This is a genomic window from Pseudomonas viridiflava, from assembly GCF_900184295.1.
GTDB classification, from domain to species: domain Bacteria; phylum Pseudomonadota; class Gammaproteobacteria; order Pseudomonadales; family Pseudomonadaceae; genus Aquipseudomonas; species Aquipseudomonas viridiflava.
Map to the genome: position 1 here is coordinate 1,039,899 of NZ_LT855380.1, position 12,947 is coordinate 1,052,845.

The window sequence follows — 12,947 nt, forward strand, 5'->3', positions numbered from 1 at the left end:
GATCGGGCATGAAGGTTCTGGCGCCAGGTGCAAATACTGCTTTAGCAAATCCCCTCTGCACCTGGAATCTGGACAGTGGCCGGTCTTCGATTTTTGGCGAATATGCGGCAGTCGCGCTACTCGCTGTCGATGACAAGCGGCAGCCCAAGGGCGATCCGGCGCTGCTGCATCAGGAACAGAACTGGATGGAGTGGAGCGGCGGCCCGCAGAACGTGGGCTGTACGCTGAAGCTGGACCGCCTTCCGGCCGGCAGTGATCGGGTGCTGTTGATGGTGTACGTGTTCTCGGCCACCGGGCCGGTTCGCGAGATCGGCAGCCTGCATCTGCAGGTGGACGGCGAAATCGAGCATCGCATCGACCTGCGCGACAACGGCGAAGCGGCGATCATTATCGGCGAGTTCTACAAGCGTAACGAACAATGGAAGTTTCGTGCGTTGAGCGAAGGCTCGGCGTATGGGTTGTCTGCTTTCGGGCGCAAAATCGGGCTGGAGGTCGATGATCGTCATCCCCGGCGTCCGGCGGGCGCTCCGAACGGCGGCGGCTCGCATCATCAATCGGCGACCGGAACAGCCTTCGTCGTAGGGCCTGCGCATGTGATGACCTGTGCGCACGTCATCGAAGACATGAGCGTCTTCTATATCAACTCGCTGGAAGGCCGTTACAAGGCCGAACCGGTGGTGATCGATCGGCGTAATGACATCGCTCTGCTGCGCGTGCAGGGAGCCTCGCCGTTATCTGCTGTTACGTTTCGCGACGGTCCTGGCTGCGAGCCAGGTGATAACGTCGTGGTGCTGGGTTATCCACTGGCCTCCATTTCCGGCGGCGGTCTGCAGGTGACGCAAGGTGGCATATCCGGGCTCTTCGGTCTGCACAGCGACGCCAGCCTGTTCCAGTTCACGGCGCCCATTCAACCCGGCTCCAGTGGCAGCCCGCTGTTCGACAGCGGCGGGGCGGTCATCGGGATGGTGACGTCCACGGTGCCGGACGGGCAAAACATGAACTTCGCGGTCAAGTCCGCACTGCTTCTGTCCTTTCTGCAGGCGTGCCGCATCGATGCGCCGCACGCCAGATCGGAAAGGACCTACACCACTACAGAAATTACGCGTGCTGCCCAGTCATCGCTGTGGCTTGTCGAAGCCTCACGCGAGTGACGTCGGAAGGTCTCTTCAGAAGCCGTTTTCGACATGCAGGCGCCAGGGGTTGCGACCCCGCTAATCAGGAATTATCGATGGACAGCAGCGCAGCTTCTTCCACACCCGTCAGGCTTCGTGCTGATCTGCTCCGGGGCTCCCTCAACGTGAGCGTCAATGCGTCCACAATTGCCCCGGACTCATTGTTCGGCTTTGCTGAACGCCGCAATCCCAAACGTGCCTTCCTGTTCGTTTCGCGAGTGCTTGGGCGGCACATACCGGTTCGCCCGAGTCTGATGCTCAAAAGCTTTCAGGACCTCGCGCACAAGATCCCCGCCGATCTGCCCGGCCCGGTGCTGGTGATTGGCATGGCCGAAACCGCTGTCGGTCTGGGTGCCGGTGTGCATCGTGCCTACAGCGCCACGCGTGCGGATGCGTTGTATCTGGTCAGCACGCGTCACCCGACAGGCACCGACCTGTTTGCACGCTTCGAGGAAGAGCACAGCCACGCCAGTGCTCATCTGATCCATTTGCCGACCGACCCTGCGCTGCGCGACATGATGCTCAATGCCCGTTCGCTGGTGCTGGTCGATGACGAGGCGTCCACCGGCAAGACGTTTATCAACCTTCACCGTGCGCTGGTCGATGCCGGGCTCGACAAGCTCGAACGCGTCGTGACCTGTGTATTGACCGATTGGTCGGCAGGCGCGGTCAGCACCTCGATGGGCGCAGTGGCTGAGCAGGTCTCGCTGTTGCAGGGTTCCTACTCGTTCGATGAAGACCTGAGCGCGCCCATGCCTGAGATGCCTGAAGTCGGCACCGTCGCCATGGGCGACTGGCCGCTGGTAACAGCCAATGACTGGGGCCGATTGGGCGTGCTGTCGGTGGACGACACGCTGGCCCCGAACATTCAGGTTGCCAAGGGCGAACGGGTTCTGGTGGTGGGCACCAGCGAGTTCGTCTGGCGACCGTTTCTGTTGGCCGAGCGTCTGGAAAAAGCCGGAGCCGACGTGCATTTCAGCTCGACCAGCCGTTCGCCGATTGCGCTGGGACATGCCATCGATCACGCGCTGTCGTTCTCCGACAATTACGGGCTGGGCATCCCCAACTTTCTCTACAACGTGCGTCCCGGACAGTTCGACCGGGTACTGATCTGCACCGAAACGCCGAGCCAGGCCGTGCCTGCCGAGTTGATTGACGCGTTGAATGCCGAGGTTGTCTGCGATGAATGATGTCCGCCCGCTGATCTTCGTCGATCTGGACGACACCTTGTTCCAGACCGCTCGCAAAACCCCTGCCGATATCGAAAAGCATGTCGCCACGCTCGACATCAGCGGTAATGCCAACGGCTACATGACCAACGTGCAGAAGTCGTTTGCCCACTGGTTGCTGGCGCACTCCGATGTGGTGCCGGTGACGGCGCGCAGCGTCGAGGCGTACAGCCGGGTCAAACTGCCGTTTACCGCAGGAGCAATCTGCTCGCACGGTGGCGTCATGCTCGACGTGATGGGGCGCGTCGACAAGGACTGGCACGAGCAAATGAAGCAGACGCTCGCTGCCTACCAGACGCGTCTACATGAGTTGTCGGCCGCCACACTGGCCATCGGTCAGGACATGGGGGTGTCACTGCGCGGTTGGGTCGTGGAAGAGGCCCGGCTGTTTCATTACGTGGTCACCAAGCACAATGAAAACGATGACAGCATTCTGACCCGAGTGCTGGCTGAGGTGCAGGCCCGCGGCTTGCTCGACGACATGCACGTGCATGGCAACGGCAACAATCTTGCGTTTCTGCCCAACGGTCTTGCCAAGCGCTACGCCGTCCAGGAATGGCTGCTTCGCGACAAGGCGGTGAATGGCGAACGCCCGGTGCTGGGTTTTGGCGACAGCATTACCGACCTGGGTTTCATGGATGAGTGCCATTGGTGGGCCACGCCCGCCCGCAGTCAGTTGGCCAGGATGTTTGTCGGGGCTGCGCATGAGTAATCCGGTTCACGGGCTGGATACCGTGGGGAGCGGCAGTTACCTGGAAAACGATGTGCATTTCCTGCTGCGTCGCGTCGAGATGCAGACGACGGATGTGCAGGAAAAGGAGCGTCTGATTCAGACGCAGCAAAAACACTACTCGGAAATGATCAGCGAAGAAGCCGCCCCGAGCGAAGCGCACAAGGCCTTGTTCGAGCGCACGCTGGCGCAGAATGGCGCTCGTATGGCCGCAGACGTTCAGTCTCTGGCGCAGGCGCTGGACCTTGAATGCCGGGGGGGCGAGATTGTTCTGGTGTCGTTCGTGCGCGCTGGTCTGCCGCTCGGCGTGCTGTTGCGTCGTGCCTTGATTGATTTGGGGCGTGAAGCGCACCACTACGGCATCAGTATTATTCGCGACCGCGGTATCGACACCGTGGCGCTCGAAGCCATCATCAAGGCCCATGGCGCTCAGAATATCTTCTTTGTTGACGGCTGGACCGGCAAGGGTGCGATTTCCGGCGAGATCAAACGCAGTCTGGCAGGTGATGCCCGGTTTCCTGAGCAGCCGCGCCTTGTCGTGCTGGCCGATCCTTGCGGCAGCGCCTGGCTGGCGGCGTCCAGTGAGGACTGGGTGATCCCGTCCGGCATTCTGGGCGCGACCGTTTCCGGGCTGGTGTCGCGCTCGATCTGGCCTGCCAAAGGTGGGCTGCATGGCTGCGTGGTCTACGATCAGTTGCAGGCTCATGACGTCACCCGGTCGTTCATCGAACATATCGAGAACCATCGGCGGGGCCAGGGTTCTACTGTCACGGTGACACCATGGACGCCCGAGCAGCAGCTTGAGCTCAAATCGGCTGCGTCCGAGGTCGTCCAGCGTCTGGCCGAGCGTTTCGAAATCAGCAACCTGAACCGCGTGAAACCGGGCATTGCCGAAGCAACGCGTGCGGTCATGCGCCGTGTGCCGGACCACGTGCTGGTCCGCGACACCTCCGACAGCGACGTGCAGTTGCTCATGCACCTGACCGAGAAAGCGGGCATCCCTGTCGAGCAGGTCGGCAGTGCCCTTGGGCCCTACAGGGCGGTAACCATCATCCGGAGTCTGAGCTAATGGCCTTATTCTCGCCTTATGCACTGGGGGCCACGTTGTACATGCCCGCCACCCGCGACGATATTCTGGATGTGGTGTTCGCTGAAAAGCTGCCCGAGCTGCGCTCGCTGGTCGTTTGCCTGGAGGACGCCGTTGCACTGATCGACATCGAGACGGCGCTGCTCAACCTTCGTCAGGTACTGACCCGCATCCAGGATCGCGGCGGCCGTCCGGCCAACGGTCCGTTGCTGTTCGTCCGTCCGCGCGACGCAGCGATGGCGCGCATCCTCAATGACTGGCCGCTGATGGCTCATGTGGACGGCTTCGTCGTGCCCAAGCTTTCGCTGAAAACCCTGAGCAGTTGGGAGCAGGCCGTGACCAATCCGGCGCTGGCGCTGATGCCGACCCTGGAGACGCCGGACGTGTTCAATCCGACGGCAATGGTCGAACTGGGGCAGGCCTTGAAAGCCAATCTGGACGAGCGGATCATTGCCTTGCGCATTGGTGGTAACGACCTGATGGGTTGCCTGGGGCTGCGCCGCAACCCCGCGATGACCCTGTACGGAACGCCGATGGGGTATGTCATTCCAATGTTGGCCGGTGTGATGGGGTCGCAAGGGTTCGCGCTTACCGCTCCCGTGTTCGAACAACTGGCCACGCCCGACATCCTGCAGCAGGAATTGACCCTGGATATTGCCAATGGTCTGGTCGGCAAGACCGCAATTCACCCATCGCAGGTCAATATCATTCAGAATGCACTTCGCGTCAGCCTGGAAGACATGAATTCGGCCCGGATGATTTTGAACTCTGTCGCGCCGGCTGTGTTCAAGTACAACGACGCGATGTGTGAACCGGCGACCCATTACAAATGGGCAACCCACATCATGGAGCGCGCCAAATGGCATGGAGTGTTACCCGCACCCGCTTCGATCATGGATGCCAGCATTCGACTCGCTGAGGCAGTTAGCTAGATGATAGAACCTGACCTTGAAATCGAAGTGGAACAGCGCCTGCTGGCGGTGTTCGACTTTGACGGGACCATTACCCGACACGACAGCTTCGTTCCTTTTCTCAAATTCGCCTTTGGACAGCGCGCCTTTTCCGTGCGCATGGCCAGACTGGTATTGCCCAGCATCGGTTACCTGACCAAACGCGTGACGCGCGACGAGCTCAAGGGCCGTCTGATCAAGGCGTTCCTGACCGGCGTCGAAGCGCAGTGGCTCCAGCAGAAAGCCGAGGCGTTCTGCGAACTCTACTGGAAACGCCTGATGCGTCCGGCCGCGTTGGAGTCTATTGCGGCCGAGCTGGAGAAGGGCGCCATTGTCACGCTTTGTTCAGCTTCGCCTGCTATGGTCCTGCAGCCGTTCGCCGATCGGCTGAAAGTCGAGCTGATCGGAACCAATCTTGAAGTGATCGACGGCAAACTGACCGGTTTGATCGAAGGCAGCAATTGCCGTTGCGACTCCAAGGTTGCGCGACTTGAAAGTGTTTACGGACCGCTCAACAAATTCCGCCTGCGTGCCTGGGGCGATACGCGAGGTGATCACGAATTGCTCGCCGCAGCGCAGGATGCACACTGGCGTCACTTCCATCCGACCTGGCGAAAAGGGCGTTACAAAGGTCCCATTAACGCCAAGTTACACAATCCCGATGGCAAAGATGGGCCAACACGGTAAGGCTGTAACACTTTTATCCGACTTCCGTAGTTCACATGGAGCGAAAAATGGCACTCACTTTGGCGAAAAACCAGACGATCTCACTTGAGAAAACCGCTGGTACAGGCCTCAAGAAAGTCAGCATGGGCCTGGGATGGGACCCGGAAAAGGCCAGTGGATTCTTCGGCAAGCTATTGGGCGGCGGCGGTGGCGACATCGATCTGGACGCTTCCTGCATCATGCTCGACGCTGACAAGAAGCCACTGGATCTGGTCTGGTTCCGTCAGTTGCAATCACGTGATGGTGCCATTCAGCACTCCGGCGACAACCGCACCGGTGAAGGCGCGGGCGATGACGAAACCATCAGTGTCGATCTGGAGAAGCTGCCCGCCACCGTGAAATATCTGGTCTTCACGGTCAACTCCTTCACTGGACAGAACTTCGAGAAAGTCGCCAACGCTTACTGCCGTATTGTCGATCTGGGCACTCGCAACGAGCTGGGCCGCTTCGACCTGTCCGAAAAGGGTCAGCACACAGGCGTCGTGATGTCTTACCTGTCGCGTACGCCGAGCGGCTGGGACTTCACTGCCGTGGGTCAGGCCACCAACGGCCGTACCGCTGATGACCTGGTCGACTTGGCCATCGGAGCCGTACGCGCATGACCCAACTTGTCCCAGGCGCCAATGCGCCGGTAGCTGCCGGCCCCCTGACGGTGGATGTCAGCTACTCCCCTCTGGCGGGCGCGGACATTGATGTGTCTGCGTTCCTGCTGACCAGCTCAGGCAAGGTCCGTGGCGATCAGGACATGTGCTTCTACGGCCAGAAAAGCGTGAACGGTGGCGCGGTCCAGTTGACGGAAACGTCGGCGGGTCGCGCCGTTTTCACCCTTGACCCCAGCCGTCTGGACGCGGTCATCGAGAAAGTCGCTCTGACCGCGACCATTTATGAAAACAAGGCCAGCTTCGACAGCGTTTCGCGTCTGGCGTTGACCATCACCGGCGGTATCGAAGCCGACATTCCCACCAGTGGCATGAAAGAAACCGCGCTGATTCTGGGCGAGTTCTACCTGCGGCAGGGGGCCTGGAAATTCCGCTGTGTGGCGCAGGGTTTTGCAGGCGGTCTTGAGCCGCTGGCAAAAAACTTTGGTGTTGAAGTCGCAGCCCCTCAGGATCAGCCTGCACCTGCACCTGCACCTGCACCTGCACCTGCACCTGCAGCGCCGCCGCCGGTCAAGTCGACGGTGAGCCTGAGCAAGATCACGCTGGACAAGACGCGCGCCTCGGTCAGTCTGGAAAAGACCAGTGCCGGGTTTGGCGAGATCCGCGTCAACCTGAACTGGAACCGTCGCAGCGAGGCCAAGAGCAGCGGCTTCTTCTCGATGAAGAAGAGCAATGCCATCGACCTTGATGTAGGCTGCCTGTTCGAATTGCAGGACGGCCTCAAAGGTGCCGTTCAGGCGCTGGGCAATTCATTTGGTTCGCTCAACACCGAGCCCTTCATCAAGTTGATGGGTGACGACCGCACCGGCTCTGTCAGCGATGGCGAGTGGTTGCACATCAACGGCGCTCACTGGAGCAAGATTCGCCGGATTCTGGTTTACGCGTTCATCTATGAAGGCGCGCCAAACTGGAAAGAGACCGACGGAGTTGTCACTATCCACGCCCCGGGCCAGCCGCCCATCGAGGTCCGCCTCAATGAAGAAGGTGGTCGTCAGGGCATGTGTGCGATCGCCTTGCTGGAAAATGACAACGGTGCCGTCAAGGTGACGCGTCGTGTGGATTTCCACAACGGTCACAGCAACATGGACAAGGCCTACGGCTGGGGCATGCGCTGGGCTGCCGGTTCCAAGTAAACAACATTCTGATATTTCTGAAGCTGGCCGTGCCGCTTCACAGGAGATGGACATGCTGGACTGGTTGAAAACAAACGCAACAGCGGCTCGTGACAAACTGGCCACCGAAGTCTCGAAATTCAAGAACCGTGAATTCATGGATGCCGTGGTTTCCGGTTGCGCTCTGGTATCTGCCGCCGATGGCGATATCAGTTCCAGCGAAAAGCAGAAGATGGCGGGTTTCATTCAGAACTCTCAGGAACTGAAAGTTTTCGACATGAAGGACGTTATCCAGGGTTTTCAGGAAGCGTGCTCCAAGTTCGAATTCGACTTTGAAATCGGTCGCGCCGAAGCGTTGAAAACCATCGGCAAGATCAAGAAGAAAGAAGATGCCGCCCGTCTGCTGGTGCGTGTCTGCTGTGCCATCGGTGGTGCAGATGGCAGCTTCGACGAGAAAGAGCGGGAAGTCTGCCGCACGATCTGTCGTGAGCTTGGCCTGAACCCGTCCGATTTCGACCTGTAATTTTTTACCCTAAGGAACGCAGTTAAATGGAAAGCACCTCTCTAGGCTTCCCTCCACTCACGATGGCCGTGTTCATTGGTCTGGCCATTACGGCCATGGCCATCGACATGTTTTCCCACCGCGGGAACAAGCCGATCACACTTGCTCAGGCCTCTGCCTGGTCGGTTTTCTGGGTTGCCATTTCGCTGGCGTTTGCCGGTTTTCTATATGTTCAGCACGGCTCTGAAGTCGCCACGCTGTTCGTCACCGGTTACGCGCTGGAAAAAGTACTGAGCGTCGACAACCTGTTCGTGTTCATGGCCCTGTTCACCTGGTTCAAGATTCCGGACGGCCTGCGCCACCGTGTTCTGTACTGGGGCATCATCGGTGCCATCGTCTTCCGCGGCATCTTCGTCGCCATCGGTACCGGCCTGCTGGCGCTGGGTCCTTGGGTCGAAGTGGTGTTCGCGATTATCGTTGCCTGGACCGCCATCATGATGCTGCGTGCCGGTGATGACGATGACGAAGAAATCGACTACTCCCAGCACATGGCTTACCGCTTCGCCAAGAAGCTGTTCCCGGTATGGCCAAAGCTGCACGGCAGTAACTTCTTCGTTCGCCGCTCGGTGCTGGAGGAAGAGGTCAAGAAGCCTGAGAACGCTGGTATTACCCTGGCTGCCAAGGGTGCCCTGTTCGCAACGCCGCTGTTCCTGTGTCTGGTCGTGGCTGAAATCTCCGACGTACTGTTCGCGTTCGACTCCGTGCCGGCCATCATCGCCGTCAGCCGTGAGCCTCTGATCGTGTTCTCGGCGATGCTGTTCGCGATCCTGGGTCTGCGTACCCTGTACTTCGTACTGGAAGCCCTCAAGCGCTACCTGGTGCACCTGGAGAAAGCAGTTATCGCACTGTTGTTCTTCATCGCCCTGAAGCTGGGTCTGAACGCAACCAACCACATTTTCCATCACGGTTACGAGATCAGTGCCAACGCCAGCCTGTTGGTTGTCGTGGTTGTTCTGGTCATCGGTATTGTCGCCAGCCTGCTGTTCCCGGGTAAAGAAGAGCCGGCTGAAGAAAAAGCGTAAAAACACTGGATATAGGAGATAACCGAATCATGGCTTTGACTCTGCAAAAAGGTGGCAACCTTTCGCTGTCGAAAACCGACCCTACGCTGACCAATGTCCTCATCGGTCTGGGCTGGGATCCGCGTGCCACTGACGGCCAGGACTTTGACCTGGACGCCAGCGCATTCCTGTTGGGCGCCAATGGCAAGGTCCGCAGTGAAGCTGACTTCATTTTCTACAACCAGCTCAAAAGCGCCGACGGTTCGGTCGAGCATACCGGTGACAACCGCACTGGCGCTGGCGACGGCGATGACGAAGTGGTCAAGGTCGATCTGTCACGTGTACCTGCCGATGTCGACAAAATCGTGTTTGTCGTGACCATTCATGAAGCCGATGCTCGCAAGCAGAACTTCGGTCAGGTAGGCGGTTCGTTCATCCGCGTTGTGAATGAAAAGAGCTCTGCCGAAGTCGTTCGCTACGACCTGGCTGAAGATGCGTCGACCGAGACGGCAATGGTTTTCGCCGAACTCTACCGCAACGCTGGCGAATGGAAATTCCGTGCGATTGGCCAAGGCTACGCAGGTGGCCTCAAGGCCGTCGCCAACTCGTATGGCATGAACTTCTGATTCGTCCCTCCATTCTTTTAGAAAAGGATCAAGAACATGGCTGTAAGTCTGAGTAAAGGCGGTAACGTTTCCCTGTCCAAGGAAGCTCCTGGTCTGACAGAAGTGACCGTGGGCCTGGGCTGGGATCCGCGTGTTACCGACGGTACCGAGTTTGACCTGGACGCTTCCATTTTCATCGTCGGTGAAAACGGTAAGGTTCTGGACGAAAGCGGCTTCATTTTCTACAACAACAAGAAGTCGGCCGACGGTTCTGTCGAGCACCTGGGCGACAACCGCTCCGGCGCTGGCGAAGGCGACGACGAGTCTGCTGTAGTCAAACTGACTGGCCTGGCTGCCACTGTGAAGAAGCTGGTGTTCGCCGTGACCATCCACTCGGCTGACGAGCGCAAGCAGAATTTCGGTCAGGTCCAGAACGCTTACATCCGCGTTCTGAACAAGGCCGACGGTAAGGAAATCGCTCGTTACGACCTGTCGGAGGACGCATCGACCGAAACGGCGATGATCTTCGGCGAGCTGTATCGCAATGGTGATGAGTTCAAGTTCAAGGCCATCGGCCAAGGCTTCGCAGGCGGTCTCAAGTCGCTCGCAGAAGCACACGGTGTGTCGATCGGCTAAACCCGAACATCGCGCCCAATAAAAACCCCCGCCAGCGATGGCGGGGGTTTTTTATTGGCGCGCTGTCAGGTGTTACAGAATCCCCGCGCCCTTGGCTGCCTTGAGCCAGTCCGGGAATTCTTCCATCAGCAAGTCGTACAGCTTTTCTTCCGGCACTTCGTCCAGTCGGTCCAGGGCGAAGAAGTTGCAGTTGTCGACCACTCGACCGTCCATGTCGTCCAGCTTCTCCAGAATCCCGTAGCCGCGTCCGCCAAGGCCCACGAACTGCCAGAAGATCGGCAGTCTGGCGGCTTCGACCATCAGTTTGCTGATCTCGCGATCCTGATGCACGCCACCGTCACTGATGAACAGAATATAGATAGGTGTCTTGTCACCCGACTGCTTGTAGTAGTCGATGACCTTGCGCATTGCCTTGGGCTCATCGTTGACGCGAGCGCCCAGTTCCCAATTCTTCCAACCGCCGTGATCGGTCTTGATGAAGTCCTTGAAGTTGGCCAGCGTGACGGCCGACAGCTGCTGGGGTTTGGCACCGAACGCCCAGCAGTCCAGCGCGCCGTCGTCATCGAAGTGCACGGCGAGCGGGATCAACCGGTCTACCACTTCCTGAACGTGGCCACGGGTGTATTGAGGGTTCATGGAGCCCGATACATCCAGCACCAGGCCGACTCGCGCCCTGGTGTCGGTCAGGTTGGCTTTTTCCAGGCTGACCTGCGCTTTCTTGGCAAGGCTCACCAGTTGAGGTGCCGCGGCGGCGATCTTCTTCTCCAGAGAAATTTTCGCGGGTGCTGCGGGGGCCGGTGCAGGTGCTGGTGCTGGTGCTTCAGCAACCTCGCCTCCGAAATGCACCACCAGCGCGTCGAGCCCGGCGTTGTATCCCTGCAGGTTCGAGGCGATGCGCCATTCGCCGTTCTTGCGGTAGATGTCCGCAACCATGATCGCCTTCTCGGCAGCAAAGGTCGCACCGGAGAATTCGCAGCGGGCGACCTCGGTGCCGTTTTCCCTGATGCTGAACTGACTGGCCTGAATGTCGCTCATGGCACCAGCGCCATCGATGGAGGCGGTAAACACCAGACGGTCGATGGAAGCGGGCAGGCTGGACAGTGCGAGCTGGAAGTCGCCGCCATTCACCTGCCTGACGCTGTTGCAGGGGCTGGCGGGTTGATTGAAGAAAATCATGTAGCGGTCATCCGACAGCTTGCCGTTGGTATCGACCCCGAAACACACGTAGTCGATGACATGCGCCGACTTGATCGCGATGGACAGCGTGAGGTCGGTGCCTTGAATCAGTGTGGAAAGAGGGATGCGTTGACCTTGAGAGATAAGCATGTTTCTTCCTTGGCGATGAGGGCGCCTATGCGCCCCGGGTGACATGTTCGAGGTTATCGTTCGCTTCTGCCCACGCCTGCAGGGCCGGCTGCCAGCATGCGCCCGGCCAGACGCGAGAATGGCAGGCTTTGCAGCCACACGGTGCCGGGTCCGGTGAGTCTGGCGAAGAACATGCCTTCGCCGCCGAACAGCATCGACTTGATGCCGCCGCCCACCATGCGGATGTCGTAATCGACCGTCTTGGTCATGGCCGCCAGGCAGCCGGTGTCCACATCCAGTCCTTCGCCGGCCGCCAGTTCGATCTTGCGCACGGTGCCACCCATGTGCACGAAAACCCAGCCGTCGCCTTCAAGCTTTTGCAGCACAAAACCTTCGCCGCCAAACAGGCCGGTGAGGATTTTCTTCTGGAACTGGATGCCGATGGAGACGCCCTTGGCACCGGCCAGAAAGCTGTCTTTCTGGCAAATCAGCTTGCCTCCGAAGTCGCCTAGGTTCAGCGGCAGAATGGTGCCGGGGTAGGGCGCGGCGAACGCGACGCGGCCCTTGCCGGAGCCTTGTTGCGAGAAGACCGTGGTGAACAGGCTTTCGCCGGTCAGCATGCGTTTGCCTGCGCCAAACAGCGACCCCAGCAGTCCCGATGACTGGTTGCTGCCGTCGCCAAAGATGGTTTCCATCTGCACGTCGCAGGTCTTGTACATCAGTGCTCCGGCCTCGGCGACAGCGCTTTCCCCGCGATCGAGTTCCAGTTCGACGAACTGGGTTTCCGTGCCGTACAGCTTGAAGTCCACGCCATCGGTTGCGCTCCCCGAGCCGTAACCGCCCGAGGCATTCGGATCGGGGGTGAAGGACGGACGCTTCAGCGGCGCTCCACCCTGTGACGGTGCCGAGACGCTGGAGGGCGTTGCCTGTGCAGGCAGCGCCGAAGGCTTTGGCTGGATCATGTCCGGTGTCGGGGCGGGGAACGGCGTGACACCATCCTTCTTCATGGCGCGTACTTCGGCGACCTGATAGATGGGCTTCCAGTCCGCCATGCCTGGTTTCCAGCACCAGGCGCCGGGCGATTCGCGAGCGATGAGTCGTGCGGCCGCTGAATCCAGCGGGCCGAGTTGCTTGCCCGCGTTCATGACATACCAGTCTTCCAAGGCGTTTGCT

General features: G+C 59.5%; 14 protein-coding genes. 12 read left to right on the forward strand and 2 right to left on the reverse strand.

What is annotated here, in order from left to right; all coding sequences use genetic code 11:
- The first annotated feature begins 8 nt into the window (after positions 1-8).
- From CFBP1590_RS05025 to CFBP1590_RS05080, 12 genes are all read left to right on the forward strand, one after another.
- A complete protein-coding gene (locus CFBP1590_RS05025; RefSeq protein ID WP_088234583.1) occupies positions 9-1,151 on the forward strand; it encodes a trypsin-like peptidase domain-containing protein in 1,143 nt (380 codons plus the stop codon).
- 77 nt (positions 1,152-1,228) lie between these two features.
- A complete protein-coding gene (locus tag CFBP1590_RS05030) occupies positions 1,229-2,362 on the forward strand; it encodes a phosphoribosyltransferase domain-containing protein (RefSeq protein WP_088234584.1) in 1,134 nt (377 codons plus the stop codon).
- A complete protein-coding gene (locus CFBP1590_RS05035) occupies positions 2,355-3,113 on the forward strand; it encodes an HAD family hydrolase (protein WP_029243845.1) in 759 nt (252 codons plus the stop codon). Before CFBP1590_RS05030 ends, CFBP1590_RS05035 begins: the two co-directional genes overlap by 8 nt.
- Positions 3,106-4,200: a cysteine protease StiP family protein gene (locus tag CFBP1590_RS05040; protein ID WP_029243846.1), complete on the forward strand. Its 1,095-nt coding sequence runs from the start codon at positions 3,106-3,108 to the stop codon at positions 4,198-4,200. Before CFBP1590_RS05035 ends, CFBP1590_RS05040 begins: the two co-directional genes overlap by 8 nt.
- Positions 4,200-5,150, forward strand: coding sequence for an HpcH/HpaI aldolase/citrate lyase family protein (locus tag CFBP1590_RS05045; protein ID WP_088234585.1), 951 nt, complete (start codon positions 4,200-4,202; stop codon positions 5,148-5,150). Before CFBP1590_RS05040 ends, CFBP1590_RS05045 begins: the two co-directional genes overlap by 1 nt.
- Positions 5,151-5,855 (forward strand): HAD family hydrolase, encoded by a 705-nt coding sequence (locus CFBP1590_RS05050; protein ID WP_004887470.1) that lies wholly within the window; start codon positions 5,151-5,153, stop codon positions 5,853-5,855.
- A 47-nt stretch (positions 5,856-5,902) separates the two neighbouring features.
- Entirely contained in the window at positions 5,903-6,496 is a 594-nt protein-coding gene (locus CFBP1590_RS05055) for a TerD family protein (RefSeq protein WP_004887472.1), read from the forward strand.
- Positions 6,493-7,686 (forward strand): TerD family protein, encoded by a 1,194-nt coding sequence (locus CFBP1590_RS05060; protein WP_058432314.1) that lies wholly within the window; start codon positions 6,493-6,495, stop codon positions 7,684-7,686. The genes CFBP1590_RS05055 and CFBP1590_RS05060 overlap by 4 nt, the downstream gene beginning before the upstream one ends.
- A 52-nt stretch (positions 7,687-7,738) precedes the next feature.
- Entirely contained in the window at positions 7,739-8,188 is a 450-nt protein-coding gene (locus CFBP1590_RS05065) for a tellurite resistance TerB family protein (RefSeq protein WP_004887475.1), read from the forward strand.
- A gap of 26 nt (positions 8,189-8,214) precedes the next feature.
- Positions 8,215-9,249: a TerC/Alx family metal homeostasis membrane protein gene (locus tag CFBP1590_RS05070; protein WP_004887478.1), complete on the forward strand. Its 1,035-nt coding sequence runs from the start codon at positions 8,215-8,217 to the stop codon at positions 9,247-9,249.
- A 29-nt stretch (positions 9,250-9,278) separates the two neighbouring features.
- Entirely contained in the window at positions 9,279-9,854 is a 576-nt protein-coding gene (locus CFBP1590_RS05075) for a TerD family protein (RefSeq protein ID WP_088234586.1), read from the forward strand.
- 36 nt (positions 9,855-9,890) lie between these two features.
- The gene (locus tag CFBP1590_RS05080) at positions 9,891-10,469 is read left to right on the forward strand and encodes a TerD family protein (RefSeq protein WP_088234587.1); all 579 of its coding nucleotides are present in this window, start codon (positions 9,891-9,893) and stop codon (positions 10,467-10,469) included.
- Positions 10,470-10,541: 72 nt separating this feature from the next.
- Here CFBP1590_RS05080 and CFBP1590_RS05085 read toward each other — a convergent pair whose 3' ends face one another.
- The gene (locus CFBP1590_RS05085) at positions 10,542-11,795 is read right to left on the reverse strand and encodes a VWA domain-containing protein (protein ID WP_088234588.1); all 1,254 of its coding nucleotides are present in this window, start codon (positions 11,793-11,795) and stop codon (positions 10,542-10,544) included.
- Positions 11,796-11,848: 53 nt separating this feature from the next.
- Positions 11,849-12,937, reverse strand: a complete 1,089-nt coding sequence (locus CFBP1590_RS05090) for an AIM24 family protein (protein WP_162999694.1) — start codon at positions 12,935-12,937, stop codon at positions 11,849-11,851.
- Positions 12,938-12,947 lie beyond the last annotated feature (10 nt).

Excerpts from the sequence above, each read along its gene's own strand:
- CFBP1590_RS05025 (WP_088234583.1), top strand. The coding sequence starts at position 9 with ATGAAGGTTCTGGCGCCAGGTGCAAATACTGCTTTAGCAAATCCCCTC.
- CFBP1590_RS05030 (WP_088234584.1), top strand. The coding sequence starts at position 1,229 with ATGGACAGCAGCGCAGCTTCTTCCACACCCGTCAGGCTTCGTGCTGAT.
- CFBP1590_RS05035 (WP_029243845.1), top strand. The coding sequence starts at position 2,355 with ATGAATGATGTCCGCCCGCTGATCTTCGTCGATCTGGACGACACCTTG.
- CFBP1590_RS05040 (WP_029243846.1), top strand. The coding sequence starts at position 3,106 with ATGAGTAATCCGGTTCACGGGCTGGATACCGTGGGGAGCGGCAGTTAC.
- CFBP1590_RS05045 (WP_088234585.1), top strand. The coding sequence starts at position 4,200 with ATGGCCTTATTCTCGCCTTATGCACTGGGGGCCACGTTGTACATGCCC.
- CFBP1590_RS05050 (WP_004887470.1), top strand. The coding sequence starts at position 5,151 with ATGATAGAACCTGACCTTGAAATCGAAGTGGAACAGCGCCTGCTGGCG.
- CFBP1590_RS05055 (WP_004887472.1), top strand. The coding sequence starts at position 5,903 with ATGGCACTCACTTTGGCGAAAAACCAGACGATCTCACTTGAGAAAACC.
- CFBP1590_RS05060 (WP_058432314.1), top strand. The coding sequence starts at position 6,493 with ATGACCCAACTTGTCCCAGGCGCCAATGCGCCGGTAGCTGCCGGCCCC.
- CFBP1590_RS05065 (WP_004887475.1), top strand. The coding sequence starts at position 7,739 with ATGCTGGACTGGTTGAAAACAAACGCAACAGCGGCTCGTGACAAACTG.
- CFBP1590_RS05070 (WP_004887478.1), top strand. The coding sequence starts at position 8,215 with ATGGAAAGCACCTCTCTAGGCTTCCCTCCACTCACGATGGCCGTGTTC.
- CFBP1590_RS05075 (WP_088234586.1), top strand. The coding sequence starts at position 9,279 with ATGGCTTTGACTCTGCAAAAAGGTGGCAACCTTTCGCTGTCGAAAACC.
- CFBP1590_RS05080 (WP_088234587.1), top strand. The coding sequence starts at position 9,891 with ATGGCTGTAAGTCTGAGTAAAGGCGGTAACGTTTCCCTGTCCAAGGAA.
- CFBP1590_RS05085 (WP_088234588.1), bottom strand. The coding sequence starts at position 11,795 with ATGCTTATCTCTCAAGGTCAACGCATCCCTCTTTCCACACTGATTCAA.